Here is a 17701-nt window from a genome sequence, read left to right as displayed (position 1 = left end):
TGTGAGAGGATAAAATGGAAGAACATGGGTGGTTTTTGTTGACCGTTTTTTCAATTCCAGTCTTTCAGCCATTTGCCGTAATTCTGAATACCTTCGGATAATGTCCAGAGTCTGTTCATATCCAACATATAGGTGTATCCTTTTCTGCTTCCGAGCAAATACCTATTTTCTGGATCCATAAAAGTGCAACATTCTGCAAACATATTGTCCCAAAAAGCTTCGTAACAGTCCTGGAGATTGCTATGCAAATCGTCGAAGACAATGATGTTGTTCGGCCTGTACTTGGGAACCCAGTCATAGAAGTCATTATTAAGTACCTGGTATGTTTTGTCATTTATGCCATTGTCTATGGACGAGGTTGAATATATGGGAAAGTTGACGCAACCGTACCGCTCTTTGGGCAGGTTGGCAATCGGCTTTTGCGTATAGACCGAAACATATTCCAGTTCGGGGTGCCATGGGTCGAGCAGTTGTGGGGCCTCATTCTCGTTGTTGTAGCCCGACCATGCATAGTCGATATAGTCCCCGACGGCGATTCCGCCTGTCGCTTCCGTATCCCAGAAGGTCGCGGTCGGTTCCTCGTAGACGGTCAGCGTCAGCAACTTGTCGGGGCCGAGGGCTTCGCGCATCGCCTTGATGAGTTTCGGATAGGAGGTCGTATTCATGGCCGGCATGCCCTCCTTGCCGTAGCCGGAATTTCTGTCCCAGAGGTTTACACCGTCGAGTTCGTATTGTTCGATAACGGTTTTGACCTGCGCGGCGAAGTCTTCGATTTGAATATCAGTGAGGTTGCAGAACCCGAGACCCTTACCTCCGCCTTCGATGGAGATGCAGACTTTGGATCCGTGTTCCTGCAACGGACGGATATATTTCGTCGATTGGCTGAGCACATAGGTCATGTCAGATCCAAGGTTGAGCAGGGCACGGCTGGTTGCTGCATCGTAGCCGATCTGGACGGTACGCAGGTTGACGATATTGCCTACGGCATCGTACCACGCCACGGTCTTTCCGCGAGCCAATTTTTTCCTCATGATGTAATCCAAGGCCAACAGCGGTTGGAAATCGTTCGTGTTGATATAGAATACGAAAAACAGGTCATGGCCATCGTGCAGGGCGTATTCGTCGGTGTAGGGCTGGCGAACCGAAACGTTGTAGTAGAGCGTCTTGTTTTCGTCCGGAGCGTCCTGTTCAGCGACCGTAAGCGGCAGTACGTATTCTCCGGCGGCGAGTCCTGTTGCTGAGAACTTGATACGTCTCAATTCCGAACGCAGCGTTGCGGCCGAGAGGTCGAGCGTATTGCCGTCGGGAAACTCGTAATTCGCCTCCGGAAGCAGCGTTCGTTCGATTTCATCTCCGGCATCGTAGTCGTCGAGCAAAGATGCATCGCACCATGCGTCGAGCGAATATCCCGCCGCCGCCGGCTGTGTCTGCCTCAGGTAGAAGTTCTTCGTCATGCTCCCTCCTTCGGTCAGCAGCACATCGACCGTATTTTCCACGGAATTGCTGCTGCACAACATCACATGAACCCCTTCGATGGAACCTTTGTCGGGCAATTTTCCACTTTCCTGCATCACGGCATCGGCCTCGCAGGCCGTAAGGCCCGCGAATGCCGCCGTGCAAAGAAGCGTCACCATCCCTGTTTGCAAATCAAAAATAGTCTTCATAGTTACTCGTTGTTTTCGTTAAGTTTCGGAATCTCGATGCCCTGCGGCCAAATGATGTCGTACTTGGCGACGCCGTTGTTGCCGTACATCGAATAGTCCTTGACCGTATTCCCCGAAGCATCGTTGCATTTCCAATAGCCAAGAAGCGTCGGATCTTTCTCCGGGTTTTCGATTTCATACATATTTTCCCAAATCTGTTCCGGCGTGCGGGCCACAGACCACACACGCGCCTCGGCGATCTTGCCGTTCAGCGGCCGATAGTCGTCGTAGGAGCGGCCGATAAAGAACTGATAGGCCTCGCTCAGCTTGTCGTAGCCCAGTTCTTCGTACTGGGCCTTGTCGCCCTCGGAAGCGGTGTTCCACCGATCGTAGAGCGCGCGCATGGCCAGGTTGATGTAGTTCTTCTCGTTCTGCGTCGTGATGCCCACGCCCGAGACCTCGCTCTGGATCTTGCCGTCGACATAGACGCGCACGGTTCGGGTCGTCTGGTCGTAGGTGCAGGCCACGTGGTACCAGCGTCCCGTTTCGAGGATCTTTGTGGCATCCTTGCCCGGGAACTTGCCGAAGCCTGAGCCGCTGCCCGAACCGTCGAACTGCAATTGCTGACGCTCGAAATTCGTGTCGCCGATACGCAGCAGCAGATACTGCTCGACACCCATGACGGACGAGATGTTGACGGGGCTGCCTTCAGTATTGGTTTTCACGAATTCGTCGATGTAAATCAAGGCCTCGTAGGTCATGGCTCGCAGGCCGTTCCAGGCCTTGCTGCTTTCGGAATACTTGTCGAGGGTCGGGAATTCGATCCAGTTGTCCGTAAGCTGTGCTGCTACGGTGATGGCCGAAGAGCGTTTGACGACGTAGTAAGCCACGTCGGAACCGTGAAGCACATCCATCGAGGCATGACTGATGCGCACTGGCACGAGGTAGGTTTCGTCGATGGGAAGCGCTCCCGTCTGTTCCTCGCCCTGTCCCATCAACTCCTTGAATTGCAGGGTCACGACGTCCGAGGCCGTTTTTCCTGCGGCGATCGTGACACTCTCGGTCGACAGCTCATAGTATTTGGCATCGAGCATCGGCCACTGCGTGCCGTAGCGGGAGTTATACGTTCCGACGAGCGACGGGTCTACCGCGAGCGTCACCGCTATGTCCTGCCCTGCAGGATAGGTCAGTTCGGCCTGTAATGTGCAGTCGTAAGTCGGTTTATTGTTGCCGAAGGTTGCAAGTTGCACTTCGTTCGTTTCCGCGACGTCGAGATAAACGACGTTCCCGAACTTGTGGTCGTCGGCCTCGTAATTATCGCAGGCCGCGAAACCCACGAGTCCCGCAATGGCTGCAATCAGATATTTTCCGTATTTTTTCATGACGTTCACTATTTAGCGGGATTTAACGTTTGAATCGCCCTACGGATCGTCAGGTAGTTCATCTCCGCATGGTAGTAGCCCTCGGCGATATTGTAAGCCGCAAGGCCGCCCAGCGGGCCGAACTCGATGACGCGGCGCGACATTTCGTCGACGGCGGCGTGCTCGGTGCGGTTTTCATCGAACAGCGGGGCATTGATTTCGGCGGTCAGCAGCAGCCGCTCGGCCTCGATGCCGGCATAGTTAACGGCGTGCAGCGCCTGAAGTTTTACATCCAAAACATTTTCGAGTTTTTCGGTGTCGAGGACGACGTAGTTCATCTTTGCACGGTCGGCGGCGGCGAGCGACAGGGGGTTGCCCTCGAAGACGAGGAGCTGACTGTCGGCTTTGGCCGCGGAGAGCTTTTCGACGATTCGTGCCGTGGCTGCAGCATCGAGCGGGTCGGTGGTGAACGAGTAGCCATCCATGCCGTTGGCCGCGACGGCTGCGACAACCTTGTCGAGGTAGGCGTCGAGCGCCGCCGCATTGGCGAATTCCTCCGCACGAGCGGCATAGTCGACCTGATAGAGTACTTTCGTGCCTTTCTCGTGCATGACGGCCATATCCTCGGCGTCGAATTTCGAGAAGTTGTCGGCGTTGGTCAGCGTCACGATATCCAGCGAATCGGGCAGGCAGCGCATGAAGTCCTGCTCTCCGGTCGCTTTCTCGGGCGAATTATGCATGCGGGCATAGACGATGAAATGCTCCGACTGCTTGTAGACCCTCAATGCCGCGGTGTACTCGGCCCACAGGGCAGGATCTCGCTCCCAGGGCTTTTTAACCGTACTGTCGAGTACTTCCGTTTCCGTCCAATCGCTGCACGAGACGAGCGACAGCATCGAAAACAGCGCCAGTAGCGTGAATATAAAGTTCTGTTTCATAGCTGTTAGTTGTTATAAGATTTGCAATCCCACCATACGCGGGTTCCCATCACGTCGCCCGAACGGTTGCCGTTTTGCTGCTCGCCATTGAGCGTATTGATCGCAGCCTGAAGATTCGCATTGTTCTGTTGATATTCTTCGACGGGGTATGGAAGCCGTCGGGCCCCCTGTGCTACGTCCACCGTGCCGCCCGACTTGTCGGTGGGCACGGGCAGCAGCTTCGGATAGCCCGTGCGGCGATGCTCCGACCACGCCTCGACACCCAGCGGGAAGATGGCGATCCATTTCTGGGTGATGATCCGTTCGAGGTTACGCTCGAAGTTCTCGGCGCCGTCGGCCCACGGAATCCCGATGTCGCTCCGCGACGTCGCACTGTAGTTGCCTACCGGATCGGTGTAGGGAGCGGGCTTGACGTCGGCCTGGCCCAGATAGGCGTCGGCGCCGCTGGCACCGCGCTCCTCGAACGAAAGCCTTACGGCTGCTTCGTAGAGTGACCGGGCCGTTTCTTCCGAGCCCCAGCGCAGTTCATATTCCGCACGCAGGAACGTTGCCTCGGCGGCATTAAACCACAGGTAGGGCGTTGTCGAAGCAACGATCATGTTGGAATATTTCGACACGGCCTGCGACTTGCTCGTCACGTCGATGCCGATGCGAATACCCACGTAATCGCCGACGTCGTTGGCAAGGAACATCTTCTCCAGACGCGGGTCTTTGTAGCCGGTCATGTAACAGAGTATGTCGGCTCCGACGCGGTGGTCGCCCCAGTCGTTGTAGATGAGCGTCGTGCGGTTCTCGGCAGCATGCATCGCCGCATTGTCGGCGTTGGCTTCGATAACACCCCCGGCAATGGCCTCGGCGGCCTTCGCGCGGGCGATGTCGGGCTTGACGTAGGAGAGACGCATCGCCATGCGCAGCTTGAGCGAGTTGGCGTATTTGAGCCACTGGGCGATGTTGCCGTAATAGACGCCGTCGTAGCGGCTCCATGCTTCAGTCGGGAGCGTCGTGTTACGGCCCAGTATCCCGATGGCCTCGTCCAGCTCTTCGAACATCTTCGTATAGACCGCCTCCTGCGAGTCGTACTCCACGTAGACCGATTCGTTGCTTTCGAGCTTGGAGTAGGGAATAGGGCCGTAAGAGTCCGTCACGCGGTGCATGATGGCCACACGCAACAGGCGGGCGAAAGCGATGGCCACTTCGTCTTCCGAGCCGTTCACGATCCCCTTATAAGGAGTGTAAGCCTCGGTGATGACATTGGCGAAAGGCCATTTACGCCAGTCGGCCGAGGGATTATAGGTCTCGAACTTGGTCTGCCATGTATCGACCGTAGCGCCGATATAGCCGCCGAACGGTCCGCCCGAAAGCGACTCGTTGAACTGGTACATGTGCTCCTGAACGGGAACCACAAGGCCCTGCAGAGCCTTGAATTTCGTACCGGTCTTGTAGTTCAGGGCCTCCATCTGGTCGTCGGTAACCTGATTGGGATTGCGGTTGATGTCTTCGAAATCACTTGTACAGGCGGCCAATCCGAACAGCGCGACCGACAGCAGTATTGAATACCATCCTTTGTTTATCTTTTTCATGGTCTCTACGCGTTTAGAATTGGAATTTGATATTGAAACCGAGGTTGCGCATCGAGGGCATCATAAAGTAGTCGATACCCTGATAGTTCAGCCCCGTCGAAGCGACGGCCTCGGGGTCGAACGGAGCCTTGCAGTAGATCATCCACAGGTTGCGCCCTACGAACGATACGGTAAGCCCCATCTTGTTGCGGAACCACTTGCGGGGGAACGTGTAACCCAGCGACAACTCCTGCAAACGGAAATTCGTGGCCGAGTAGGTGTAATATTGCGGAAGTCCCGACTGCGAACCGACTGCCTGATACCACTTCTGCGCATCGACCATCTCGCGGCCGTTGATCAGCACGCCGCCGGCATCGCGGGCTGCGGCCGACGCTTCCGAAACGCCGTACAGGTCCAGATTGGCCTGCGTCGCCGAGTAGCAGATGCCGCCCAGGCGGGCCGTGAGCAGCACGCTGAGATTGATACTCTTATAGCTGAAATCGTTGCGCCAGGCGAGGTTGGCATCAGGGAATACCGAACCTAAATAGATATCCTCGCCTTCGTCCGTAACCTGCAAGTTGCCGGTATTGTCCACCTCGATGTAACCGTTCTCGTTATACCGTAGATTGGACGTCGTATAAAGGTCACCCAGCGTACCCCCTTCCTTGAGGATGTATTTGGCTTTGCCGAGCCCCTTGATGTCAAGTTTCGTGAGGTTCAATGTTTCGCCCGTTACGGGGTTGACGGCATTGGCCGCCAGCTCGCGGATTTCGTTCCTGTTCCATGAATAGGTAAAATTCGTGGACCAGCCGAAGCCGCGCCACTGCTTCGAGTAACCCAGCGACAGTTCGACACCCGTATTGCGGACATGTCCGGTCTGCAGGTAGATGGTCGTATAGGATGACGAGGGCGGCAGCGACGGATCGAAGGTCTGGTTTTTCGTGTCGGCCAGGTACCACGAAGCCGAGAGGTTGATATGCTGCCACAGGCGGGCATCCAGACCGACCTCGTAAGTGATGGTACGCTCCGGTTTCAGGTCGCCGATCGGATAATGCGTCTTATCCTTCCAGACCTTGTTCGTTGCGTCGTATTCATAGGTCGGAGTGGTCAGGTGCCGCGGGAAAGGCATACCCACCGAGGCGATGGAGCCGCGGATTTTCAGGTAGCTGAACGCCTTGCCCAGATCCCAGGTCGAGGAGGGAACCCACGACAGACCTGCCGAAGGATAGAAGAACGATGACTCGGGCGAATTGGCCAGTTGCGAAGCCCAGTCGTTACGCCCCGTCACCGTGAGGTAAAGCATCTGTTTCCAGCCCACCTCTACCGACGCGAAAATCGACTGCGTCTGGTCGTGCCAGCCGAATTTCTCGGCGCGTTTTTTCGTGTCGTCAAGATCGAAGACATTGAAGATGTTCGGAAGTCCGTTCTCCTGGATCGGACCGCGGTACGACAGTTCGTCGGTTTTGATGTTGTTGATCGACGCACCGATGTTGGCCGTCAGCGACCAATCGTCGCCAAACGTCTTGTCGATGTTCAGCATCACGTCGGCATAGGTCTGCGTATCGTAGGCACGGGCTTCGGTGTAGTGGCCGTTCTTGCCGCCTTCCGTAATCGTGGTGTTCGACGAGGCGTAGAGTTTTTGCGTGTAAAGCGAGTTCGAGTTGTCGATACGCACACGTCCTGAAACATTCAGCCACGGCAGGATGTCATAGCCGGCCGAGAACGACAGCATGTAGCGCTTCTTGTCCGTATTGCGCAGGTTGCGGTGGGCAATCCAGTAAGGGTTCTGCATGCGCAGGTCGCCGCCTTCCATATCCGTACTCCAGAACTGTCCCATGAGTTTCGTTCCGGCGTTGTAACGCTCGAAGCGGCGGTAAAGGTCGAAATTCTCGCCTCGCGGGAACAGGTAGGCCGAAACCAGCGGGTTCGAATAGACGCCCTGGTTGGTCATGTTCTGGTCTTTCTGATAGATGTAGCTGGCACTCGCATCGAGCTTGAGCTTGTCATTCAGAAAATACGACGTATTGCGGAACGTGAAGTTGTAACGGTCGTATTCGTTGTTGGGGATGATGCCGTCCGAATTGACCGAAGCGGCCGAGAAATAGGTCTGGTTCTTGTCCGTACCGCCCGATACCGTCACGGCGTTGGTGTAGACGTGCCCTGTCTCGAAAAAATCATCCGGCGCATAGCCGTAGCGGGCTGCGGGGCGCAGTTTCTCGCCCCAGCTGTAAATTTTCGAGCCGTTGCGCTGGCCGTTCAGGCCCGTGCCGTAGCGGTTCTGGAATTCCGGCTGCACGAACGGATTCAGAAACTCCGTATTGCTTGAAAACGTCACCTTCAAGGCGCCGGCCTGTCCTTTTTTCGTCGTAAGCATCACCGCGCCGTTTGCTGCCTCCGAACCGTAGAGCGCTGCCGCGGCGGCACCCGTCAGCACCGACATCGACTCGATGTCTTCGGGGTTGATGTCGGCGATGGACTCCGTGGCTCCGCGCGAGTCGAACTCCGTGCCGCCTCCGCCGCCGAAGTTATACATCGGAATACCGTCGATGACATAGAGTGCGTTCGATGACTGCGAAATCGACTTGTTACCGCGCAGCACGACCTTCGAGGCACCGCCCACGCCCGACGACGAGGCGTTGATCGTCACACCGGCCACCTTGCCCGAAAGCGAGTTGATGAAGTTGGCATCCTTGACGGTCGTGATGTCTTCGGCCTTGAGCTGCTGGACGTTGTAGGCCACGGCTTTTTCCGAACGCCTGATGCCGAGAGCCGTCACCACGACCTGCTCGATTTCGGAAGCGGCCTCTTCGAGCCTGATGTCGAACGAAGTCCGGTTGCCCACCTCGATCGATACGGGCGTGTAGCCGATAAAGCTGACTTCCAGTCGCCTGTCCGCTGCGGGGCCCGGTATCTGAAGCGCGAATCCGCCCTCGGCATCGGAGCTGACTCCTGTTGTCGTTCCCTGGACGAGAATGCTGGCTCCGATGATCGGATTTCCTTTGGCATCCCTGATTTTTCCGGTCACGAAAACCGGCTTTCCGGCCTCGCTCTTTCGGGTCAGGATGATGTAGGAGCCATCGATCCGATACGCTATTTCCGTGTTGGCGAACAGCTGCGCCAAAACCTCTTGGATTGTTTTTTGAACGGCGTTGATGCTGACCCGGTTTCCGGTGTCGACGCCTTTGTTGATAAACAAGTAACGGGTTTGATTTTCAATCTCTTTCATAACCTGGGAAACAGGGACGTTTTCCATCTTGATGGCAATTCGTCCATTCTGTGCGGATGCGGCGAGCACGCTCCCGAGCAAAGAGATTGTCAGTACGAACCCAAACAGCCTTCGAAACTTGTTGAAGAATACTGTTTTATTCATATCTTTGCAAAGTTTTAGATAATAGGTTAATTAGTGTCTTGGACGAAGCTCGATTCAATCTATTATCCGGCCTGCGGGAGTAGAGGCCCGCAGGCTTTTTCGTTGAACAAGCTGTTGAGGATAGCGGCTATGTTTTCATGAGCAAATCGTTTTAGGTCGGTTTATACTTTTGTTTTCCAGGTCAATAGATGGTCACTATATTTGTTTCCGAATTTTTCTTGTAGGAAAAGTCTGCTGTATACTGCAAAATGTGGAGGGCCTTGTCGATGCCGTCGTTCACCCGAATTTTGCCGCTGACGTTCCTGATGTCCGGCAGATGCTCGAGGGCGATGTTGATCTTCACGTCGAACGCCCGCTCGAATTTCTCCATCAGTTCGTCGAACGGCAGTCCCGAAATATTGATAAGTCCCTTCGTCCAGCACAATATTTCCGGGTCGGTTATAGGTTCGATGATGAGATGCCCGTTTGCGAGGCTGGCAATATCGCTAGGATTCAGTATGATGTCTTTCTGTGCGGGATCGAGCCGATTGGTGATTTGCACGCGTCCTTCGAGCAGAGCGGTCGAAAAGCGCTGGCGGCGCTCGTCGGCCACGACATTGAATTTCGTGCCCAATACCCGGATGTTCGATGCGAATGTTTCCACAACGAACGGGCGCTTTGCGTCGTATTCGACATCGAATACCGCCTCGCCGGAAAGCGTCACCTTGCGGAGTTTCTTGTGGAATACGGCCGGATATTCGATCTTGGCCCCGGAATTGAGCTGAACCACCGAGCCGTCCGGGAGTGTGAATTTCAGGCGTTGGCCGTAGGGAACCTGCAATGTGTTGATCTGCCCGGCCAGCATGTCGTAGGTGTGCTCCTTGCCGATGTATCCCCCGACAAACAACCCGATGGCGAGAATGGCGGCGGCCTGCAGGGCAATGCGGACGGCCGCTCTCCAGGGTCCGACGTTCCGGCCTGCGGGCCGGATCTCTTCGCCGTATAACTCCATCATGTCGATCTGCATGTGTACCTCATCCACATGGCGCTGGAACTCCTCCGGATTTTCGGCATGCCACCGTGCCACCTGTTCCAGTTCGTCTGGGGTTGCTTCGCCGCGCAGGGCTCTGTATATTACTTCCCGATCCATTTTTCTGTTCTTGGATTAGATGCTTGCTCTGTTGCTTTCTCTTTAAACGCATGAGCGAACCGGGTTTACAGCATTTTTTGCAAATAAATATATTTAATAATAATGTAAAATTGTTTAATTAAGCAAACCTCTGATGGATAGCGCTTTGGGCGTATGGATCCGCTTCCTGAAATTTTTGTTTTTTCGAAAAAACAGTTTCCCTGCTCCGGGGACAGGCGCTTGGGGAACGGCGAACAACCGGATGGCGGGGATGAATTTCCGAATTGCATTTTCGGGAAAAATTACTATCTTTGGAAACCCTACCGAAGGATTTGGGATGCGAAAGCCGACGAAAATATTGAGAGACGACGAGTTCGACAGGCTGTTCAACGACAAGGAGCGTTTTATCCGAATCGCATACTCCTATATAAACGATATGGAGGTGGCAACGGATATTACGACCGATAGTTTCGTCTATTTGTGGGAACACCGGGATCACCTTGACTTTGCCGTGAATATCAAGGGCTATATCTACAATTACGTCCGGACCCGCTGCATTTCATACCTTCGCCAGCGGAAATCCCGGCTCAAGGCCCAGAGCGAACTTTATAAAAAGGAGCAGTGGCGGATCGAGTCGAGTATCAATACGCTGTCCAACGAGGAGCAGATCGACAAACTGTTTCAATCCGAGATCCTCGAGATCTACCGGCGCGAACTGGCCAAAATGCCGGCTCTGACCCGGAATGTATTTTTGGCAAGCCGCCTGGAAGAGATGACTTACCACCAAATAGCTGAAAAATTCAACCTGACCGTCCGTCAGGTCACTTCGGAGATCCAGCGGGCGGGGTTCTTGCTCCGGACGCCGCTGAAAGATTATCTGATGTGTGTGGCAATCATGCTGCAGCTGCATTGAATGCCCGCTGCCGGAGGGTGTCGGCTTGCCGGCCCCGGCGGCTATTTTAAGACACCCCGGCCGGTCGCTCCTTTCCCGGTTCCTCCTCTCTCCGGTCACTGCGCTTCTCCGGCCGCTCTTTTCCCTGCCGTTTTGCCCGGCTGGTTACTGCGCACCTCCAAACTTTTGCCCTCCCCCTCTTCGGGCCCCTTGTCGCGGTTCGGGCCACTGACCCGCCCCCGGCGGGCCCGGGCTGCTATCGTTTGAAGCGTTTGGCCAGGCCGCCTTCGGAGGTCTCGCGGTAGAGGCTCGGGAGGTTGTGCCCCGTTTCGTTCATCACCTCGACGACCTTGTCGAAGCTCACCATGTGCGAGCCATCGGAGAGTGTGGCGTAGGCGTTGGCATCGAAGGCGCGGGCCGCGGCGATGGCGTTGCGCTCGATGCAGGGGACCTGCACCAGTCCGCACACGGGGTCGCACGTGAGCCCCAAATGGTGCTCGAGCCCCATCTCTGCGGCGTATTCGATCTGCGAGGGGGTTCCCCCGAAGAGCTGGCACGCGGCGGCGGCAGCCATGGCGCATGCCACGCCGACCTCGCCCTGACAACCGACTTCGGCGCCCGAGATGGAGGAGTTGGTCTTGGCGACGTTGCCGAACAGTCCGGCCGTGGCCAGAGCCCTCAGGATGCGGATGCGCAGGAAGTCGCGCGAGGTGGCCAGGTGGTAGAGCACGGCGGGCATGACGCCGCTCGACCCGCATGTGGGGGCCGTCACGACCGTTCCGCCCGAGGCGTTTTCCTCGGAGGTGGCCAGCGCGTAAGCATAGATTTTGGCCCGCGAGGAGAGCGAGTCGGTGTAGCTTTTCGACTTGACCCAGTAGGTCGATGCCTTTCGGGCGACCTTCAGTCCTCCGGGCAGCACGCCGTCGTTGTTCAGCCCGCGCTGAATGGTTGCGCACATCGTTTCCCAGATGGTGTCGAGGTAGTCCCAGATTTCGGGACCTTCGCAGTCGCTCACATACTCCCAGAAGGTCTTTCCCTCGCGGTAGCACCACTCCTTGATCTCCGAAATGGTCGACAGCGGGTAGATGCTCCGGGGCGTTTCGCGGCGCGAACCCTCGTTGGCCAGGGCTCCGCCGCCGACGCTGAAGATCTGCCACGCATCGACAATCCGGTCGTTTTTCAGCCCTTCGAACAGCATGCCGTTGGGGTGGAAGGGGAGTACGACCTCCGGTTTCCAGACGATTTCGGTCGGAGCGGCCTGTTCGAGCACCGAAAGGATGGCCACATCCGTCAGGTGGCCCTTTCCCGTTGCGGCGAGCGACCCGTAGAGGGTCACGCGGTAGGCGTCGACGTCGCGGCAACGTTCGGCAAACTGTTCGGCGGCCCGCTTGGGGCCCATCGTATGGCTGCTCGACGGGCCGCTGCCGATTCTGTATAACTCTTTAAGCGATTCCATAGTCGTGATTTTACGGGGCAAATATAGACAAAATTCCACAAGAAAAGCAGGGGCGTGCGTTTCTCGTTTTTGACGCGGCCCGAATGTGCGGCCGCCTCCCCGTCCGGCGAGAGATCCCCGCCGGGGGTCTCACCTCTTTTTCGTCCCCCATTTGGGTTTTATGCCGATGAAGAACTCGCAGTTCATGCGCGGCATGGGCCGGGCGAGCACCGAGAGATACTCCTCGTTGAAGAGGTTGTTTATCGTGCCCTTGAGCGTCAGGTCGGCCCACCGGAGCGAAAGCCCCTTTTCGAGCGAGAGGTTGCTCATCAGATAGGGCGTGAGGCGCCCTGTGAGCGTGATGTCGTTGCTCGACATGGTGTAGCGTTCGCTGTAGTAGCAAAACTGATAGAGCAGGCCCCAGCGCCGCCAGGAGAGCCTTCCGGTCACCGTGGCCGAATATTCCGGTTCGTAGGGCAGCTGTTTGCCGACCGACTGGTCGGCCGGGGACATCGGCTCTCCCTCGTTGATCGAGGGAGCCCATGAAAATGTGCCGTTCAGGTTTATTTTCAGCTCCCTGGTGAGCGCTGCGCTCAGGTCGGTCCGGATCTCCACGCCGTAGGCGCGGACCTTTTTGACGTTCACCGGCGAGAAAAACCCCTTTGTGGTCGGCAGCCACAGAATCCAGTCGTCGATGTGCTGGTCGTACCACGACGCCGAGCCCGACAGTGCATATACGCCCTCCCTGCCCACGGCGAACGACACACCGGCTTCGTAAGCGACCCCTTTTTCGCTCTTCAGACCGGGGTTGCCGCCCGGCAGGAAGTAGAGGTCGTTGAGCGTCGGAAAACGGTAGTTGCGCGAGACGGAGGCCTTGGCCACGATGTTGCCGCGCCTGGAAAGCAGCCAGTCGGCGAAGAAGGCCGGGATGATGGGCGACCAGGATGTTCCGTACATGGCTTCGCGCACGACGACCGACATGCCGAGCCGCTCCGTGGGCCGCCACTTGGCCGACAGGGAACCGTCGAGTTCGATGCGCCCCTTGTCATAGCCGACGACGGCCTTGTCGCCCTGCTGGCGGATGATGTTCTTGTCGGCGCTTTCGACAAAATGCTGGTGTGCCGACAGCCCGGCCGTGAAGAACCATTTGCTGCCTGCGGCATAGGCTCCATCGACCTGCCCGTAGAGGGTGTTGATTCTGCTCCGCGAACGGGTCATGGCCTCCAGCGTGCCGTTGCCCTTGTCGCGCCGGTAGTCGTAGGCCGTCCACGAATGCACGTATCCGGCCTTCGCCGCCAGCTTCCAGTCCCGGCGGTAGTGGTCCCACGCAAGGACGCTGCGCAGGGTGTGTTCGCGCTGGCGGTTTTCAAACTGCGTGTCGTCGGCGTAGTCGGTCGTCAGCAGGGGCAGTTCCCGGTTGGAGTTGAGGTACCAGACATTGAGCCCGAGGCGGTCGCCTCTTCCGGAGTTGTAGTAGACCTCCTGCAATACGTGCAGGTCGTCGAACGCGCCGCTCCTGTTGCGTTCGGTTGGGTAGTACGACCCGACGATGTTCATCTCCTCGTCGTAGATGTTCTCCTTCTTGTTGCGGTTGCGGTACTTGTAGTCGTTGGCCGAGGAGTGGAAGACGGCGCGGGTCGATACCTGCCAGCGCTCGTTGCCTCCGGTCAGACGCAGGTATTCGTCGAACGTCCGGAACATGCCGATGCCCTGTACATAGTGCAGCCCGAATCCGTCGACTGCCGCCGGAGCCGTCGAGAGCTTCACCAGTCCGCCCAGTCCGCCTCCCGTTTCGTTGACCGACGAGGTGCCGTGGAGCAGCGAGGCGTCGTCGATGAAATGGGAGGGGATCATCGAGAAGTCGGTCATGCCCAGCATCGGGTTGTTGATGCGCATGCCGTTCCACGTCACCTGCGTATGCGAGGGTCCTGTGCCGCGGAACGATACGGTGGAGAGGGTCGCGCGGCCGTACTGCTTGACGAATACCGGAGCGTTGAACGTCAGTGCATCGGCCATCGAGAGGGCGATGTTCTCCTTGAGGATCGCCGAGTCGAGCTTCGTCTCCTCGACGCCGATGCTTTTCATCGGGCGCCGGCCCCAGACCGGGACTTCCCGGATGGCGATGGCGCCTTTCCCGCGCCATGTGTCTGCGTCGTGCCTACTTTCGGGCACGTCGGTGACCGCCGGTCCGCCCTGCGCCTGCAGCAGCGCCGGAGCCAGCAGCATCCCGAGAAACAAGAGGGTAGTTTTCATGCTCTCCGATTTATTTCCGGCAAAATGCTCCGGGCGTTACGCCCACATAAAACTCGTCGATCGGCTCGCCCTTGGCCGTATAGCGGTAGACAAGCCCCTGCTGCTGGAAGTCGATGGCGTCGGCCACATAGACGTCGCCGTTGGCCGGATCGACCGTCAGCCCGTAGTATTGGGTCTTCCTGTATTCGATGAACGGGCGTACCGGGAGCTGCTCCCCGGCAATGGGCATGCGCCAGACGTCGCGGTCGATCCAGTAGAGTGTGTCGCGCGAGCCGTTGAGCTGCAGCTCCGACGGGGAGTCCCCCTTTCGGAAGCGGAATTGTGCCTCGATGGAGAACGTTTCGGGGTCGATGCGGTAGAGCGACGGGGTCTCATACCCGTAGGGGCTTCCCTCGTAACCGCCGTCGGTGAGGGTCCACAACTTGTTGTTGCGGTCCATCACCAGCGACACGGGCTGGATGCCGACGGTCAGCTGATCGACGACCCGATCGGTCTCGGTGTCGATTTTCAGGATACGGTTCTGGTACGACCAGCAGTTTACATAGACATGCTTCCCGTACTGCACCATCTGCTCCGTGGATCCGGACTCCGCCGTCATGTCCGGACACTCGATGTATCCCGTTATTTCGTAGCGTTTGGGGTTGACGATGAAGATGCGGTTGTCCCAGATCTGCGTGATGTAGGCCTTTTCGTCCGAGACGAAATGGATGTACCGCGGCGAGGTGAGGTTGGTGATGCGTCCCACTTCGCGGAAGGTGTCGGGGTCGATGGCGAAAACGACATGCGAATTGTTCACCACGATCCATCCCACGCCGTTGTGCAGGGTCATCGACTGCGCCACGTCGCCCAGCATGAAGGCATTTGCCCGGTAGAAAACTTCGTTTTCGACGATTTTCGTCTCCGGGTCGTAATACGACAGCGTGGCGTTTCCATACTGGAACATGCCCTCGTTGACGATGAACATTCCCCGGCCTGTCGCCGTGAAATCCTCCGTGCGGCCGTAGTCCCACTTCATGCAGCCGCCGAGGGTGCAGAGGCATAATGCCGCGGGCAGAATCTGTCGTAAGAGTCGTTTCATGCGTTGCGGGGCCGAGCGGGTGGTTATCGGTTGAGGTTTTCGTCGACGGCCATTCCGGTGACTTCGGTCGAGAGTTCGCCCAGTCCTCCGGAGCTGCCGTTGATGGCGCTCTGTACCTTGATGAAATCAATGTAGCGCAACCCGGCGGGCTTTCCGTCGAGCGTCATGGCGTTGCTGATCTTGAACAGGGTCTTGCCGCTTTTGGTCGCAGGGTTCGGATTGTCGCTGCCGATGTTGTCGACATATCCCCATTCGAAGGGATTGTTCGCCCAGTCTCCGTTCGGGGCCTGCGTGGAGTTCTGGCGCAGTCCCGTACCGTAATAGGTGTAGGCCTCCTCTTCGAGCCACAGGGGGTAGTAGGAGTCCTGCGGATGGAACTGTCCCAGATAGGCCACCTGCCCGCTCCCGTCCAGATTGTCGGTCCATTTCACTCCCTGACGGGGTCCGGCGGGCCTGTAATAGGTCACCGCATACTCCTGCACGGTTCCTTCAGCGCCCGTTTCGCTGCCCCGGAGTTCGTACCATTCGTCGTCGGGCTTGCCGTTTTCGTTGACATCCTGCATCACCCACACGATCCCCGGCTCGTTGCTTCCCTTGAACTGGTTGCCGCAGATCGAAAAGTCGTATCCGCCCTTGTTCTCCACGCTGTGGTCGAAGCCCAGGATCACATAGCCTCCGAAGTTGCCCAGCGATACGAACTCGCCCTTTTTCAGACGCTCTTCGGCGTAGAGACGGGCCTCCTCGAAGGTTTTCTGCCCGCTATATTCGCCCATGCCCGCTTCGTTGACGAACTGCCCGGGTGCGGGCAGGAATTCGAGCACCCGGTTCGATGCGGGCTGGCCCATCGTCGTGATGACGCGTTCCGCTTCGCGCCCGTAGCAGGTCACCCGGAGTGTTTTCTCGGTGATCCGCTTCGACGACGTGCGCGCTATGTGGCGCGAGAGGCGTGCTGCCGGGCTTTTGTCCGTGTCCGTCACGCGGAATGTGACCTCGTATTGGCCCTCTCGCTCCGGCGCGAAGGCGAACATGCGGTCGGTTGCGCCCTCCTGCAGGGTCCCGTCCACATACCACGCATATTCCGCTTCTGTGGCGTTGCTCACCTGGGGCCTCAGGAAGAGCTTCCGCCCGAGCGATACGCTCCGCACCAGCGGATCGGCCCGGTAGGACTGGGGGATGAACGCGATGTGGACCGGAATGGCGTCCACGACATGCACGGACAGCGTTTTCTCGGTCGTGCCGTCTTCGTTCGTCGCCGTCAGCCGCAGGGTGCATGTGCCGGGTTCAGTGCGCATGAAGATGTAGTCCTTTTCCGAGGAGACCGCTATGGTCGAGTCGTCCACATACCATGCGTAGCGGGCGTTTTCGCCGTTCTGCACCTCCGGAGCGAACGTGTATTCCCGGCCCGTGAGTACATAGAGCCCCGTCGGCGGCACGATGAGCGAGATGAACGGGGGAGCGAGACGATCCACGTCGATGCGAGCCTCCGTCTCGTCGTATCCCGCGCGGTTTTCGACCCTCAGCGTCACATAGACGCGGCCCTCCTGGTCGAAGACGTATTCGAACACGCGGGCCGTGGACACGACCTTGCCGTCAATCGACCAGCTGTAAGCGGCCTCGTCTCCGTTTTCCACGGTCGGAGAGATCGTCACCTTGCGTCCGATCTTCACCGTGTAGACGCCCGTCTCGCTGTCGAGGGTGATGCTGGGTTTGCTGTCCGACAGCGTTATTTCTTCGTCCTTGTTGCAGGCTGTGGCGGCCAGCAGCAGCGAGAGCAGAACCGGTATCGCCATCCGTCCGGCATGACTGAAAAAACAGCTCATATTCTTTTCGTTTAAATCGTTTCATCCAATCTTTTGCGGGTCTTCCCGCGATCCGCGCCGGACGCACGACAGGCCTCCGGCCGTAATCCCGCACCGATCCGCTGCTGCGTCCGGAGATGTGCCGAGACGCGTTTTTCCGCAGGGTGCAAACTTGCCCCCCCCCTCCGGTTTGTAAAACCTTCGCGGCGGCGGACCTTCCGATCCGCTCCTGACACCTGCCCTGTTGCCTGAAAATCGGGAGCGC

At 57.6% G+C, this 17701-nt stretch carries 11 protein-coding genes; 1 reads left to right on the top strand and 10 read right to left on the bottom strand.

The features are described from left to right. Positions 1-50: 50 nt before the first annotated feature. The 6 genes from QZ460_RS05600 to QZ460_RS05575 all read right to left on the bottom strand — a co-directional run bounded on the left by QZ460_RS05600 (position 51) and on the right by QZ460_RS05575 (position 10000). Positions 51-1664: a DUF1735 domain-containing protein gene (locus QZ460_RS05600; RefSeq protein ID WP_290540601.1), complete on the bottom strand. Its 1614-nt coding sequence runs from the start codon at positions 1662-1664 to the stop codon at positions 51-53. A 2-nt stretch (positions 1665-1666) separates the two neighbouring features. Next, positions 1667-3025, bottom strand: coding sequence for a DUF1735 domain-containing protein (locus QZ460_RS05595; RefSeq protein WP_290540600.1), 1359 nt, complete (start codon positions 3023-3025; stop codon positions 1667-1669). A gap of 8 nt (positions 3026-3033) precedes the next feature. Then, complete coding sequence (locus QZ460_RS05590) at positions 3034-3942, bottom strand: glycoside hydrolase family 18 (protein ID WP_290540599.1); 909 nt, start codon at positions 3940-3942, stop codon at positions 3034-3036. 5 nt (positions 3943-3947) lie between these two features. Further along, on the bottom strand, positions 3948-5522 hold the full coding sequence (locus QZ460_RS05585; RefSeq protein WP_290540598.1) for a SusD/RagB family nutrient-binding outer membrane lipoprotein: 1575 nt from the start codon (positions 5520-5522) through the stop codon (positions 3948-3950). Positions 5523-5535: 13 nt separating this feature from the next. Next, a complete protein-coding gene (locus QZ460_RS05580) occupies positions 5536-8754 on the bottom strand; it encodes a TonB-dependent receptor (protein WP_290540672.1) in 3219 nt (1072 codons plus the stop codon). Between the two features lie 298 nt (positions 8755-9052). Beyond that, on the bottom strand, positions 9053-10000 hold the full coding sequence (locus tag QZ460_RS05575) for a FecR family protein (protein WP_290540597.1): 948 nt from the start codon (positions 9998-10000) through the stop codon (positions 9053-9055). A 337-nt stretch (positions 10001-10337) separates the two neighbouring features. Here QZ460_RS05575 and QZ460_RS05570 point away from each other — a divergent pair, with 337 nt between their 5' ends. After that, on the top strand, positions 10338-10892 hold the full coding sequence (locus QZ460_RS05570; protein ID WP_290540596.1) for a sigma-70 family RNA polymerase sigma factor: 555 nt from the start codon (positions 10338-10340) through the stop codon (positions 10890-10892). A gap of 235 nt (positions 10893-11127) precedes the next feature. Here QZ460_RS05570 and QZ460_RS05565 read toward each other — a convergent pair whose 3' ends face one another. The 4 genes from QZ460_RS05565 to QZ460_RS05550 all read right to left on the bottom strand — a co-directional run bounded on the left by QZ460_RS05565 (position 11128) and on the right by QZ460_RS05550 (position 17457). Next, the gene (locus tag QZ460_RS05565) at positions 11128-12327 is read right to left on the bottom strand and encodes an L-serine ammonia-lyase, iron-sulfur-dependent, subunit alpha (protein ID WP_290540595.1); all 1200 of its coding nucleotides are present in this window, start codon (positions 12325-12327) and stop codon (positions 11128-11130) included. Positions 12328-12456: 129 nt separating this feature from the next. Next, positions 12457-14559: a TonB-dependent receptor gene (locus QZ460_RS05560; RefSeq protein ID WP_290540594.1), complete on the bottom strand. Its 2103-nt coding sequence runs from the start codon at positions 14557-14559 to the stop codon at positions 12457-12459. 10 nt (positions 14560-14569) lie between these two features. Further along, positions 14570-15637, bottom strand: a complete 1068-nt coding sequence (locus tag QZ460_RS05555; protein WP_366934989.1) for a glutaminyl-peptide cyclotransferase — start codon at positions 15635-15637, stop codon at positions 14570-14572. Positions 15638-15660: 23 nt separating this feature from the next. After that, positions 15661-17457 (bottom strand): PKD-like domain-containing protein, encoded by a 1797-nt coding sequence (locus tag QZ460_RS05550; RefSeq protein WP_290540593.1) that lies wholly within the window; start codon positions 17455-17457, stop codon positions 15661-15663. Positions 17458-17701: the final 244 nt, after the last annotated feature.

This window comes from Alistipes sp. (genome assembly GCF_020026455.1).
Lineage (GTDB): Bacteria > Bacteroidota > Bacteroidia > Bacteroidales > Rikenellaceae > Alistipes.
Note: the sequence above shows the minus strand (reverse complement) of the source record. Positions and strands in the feature narration are given on the sequence as shown.

What these genes read in the sequence shown, in the direction of transcription:
- QZ460_RS05600 (WP_290540601.1), bottom strand. Translation starts at nt 1,664, where the DNA reads ATGAAGACTATTTTTGATTTGCAAACAGGGATGGTGACGCTTCTTTGC.
- QZ460_RS05595 (WP_290540600.1), bottom strand. Translation starts at nt 3,025, where the DNA reads ATGAAAAAATACGGAAAATATCTGATTGCAGCCATTGCGGGACTCGTG.
- QZ460_RS05590 (WP_290540599.1), bottom strand. Translation starts at nt 3,942, where the DNA reads ATGAAACAGAACTTTATATTCACGCTACTGGCGCTGTTTTCGATGCTG.
- QZ460_RS05585 (WP_290540598.1), bottom strand. Translation starts at nt 5,522, where the DNA reads ATGAAAAAGATAAACAAAGGATGGTATTCAATACTGCTGTCGGTCGCG.
- QZ460_RS05580 (WP_290540672.1), bottom strand. Translation starts at nt 8,754, where the DNA reads ATGGAAAACGTCCCTGTTTCCCAGGTTATGAAAGAGATTGAAAATCAA.
- QZ460_RS05575 (WP_290540597.1), bottom strand. Translation starts at nt 10,000, where the DNA reads ATGGATCGGGAAGTAATATACAGAGCCCTGCGCGGCGAAGCAACCCCA.
- QZ460_RS05565 (WP_290540595.1), bottom strand. Translation starts at nt 12,327, where the DNA reads ATGGAATCGCTTAAAGAGTTATACAGAATCGGCAGCGGCCCGTCGAGC.
- QZ460_RS05560 (WP_290540594.1), bottom strand. Translation starts at nt 14,559, where the DNA reads ATGAAAACTACCCTCTTGTTTCTCGGGATGCTGCTGGCTCCGGCGCTG.
- QZ460_RS05555 (WP_366934989.1), bottom strand. Translation starts at nt 15,637, where the DNA reads ATGAAACGACTCTTACGACAGATTCTGCCCGCGGCATTATGCCTCTGC.
- QZ460_RS05550 (WP_290540593.1), bottom strand. Translation starts at nt 17,457, where the DNA reads ATGAGCTGTTTTTTCAGTCATGCCGGACGGATGGCGATACCGGTTCTG.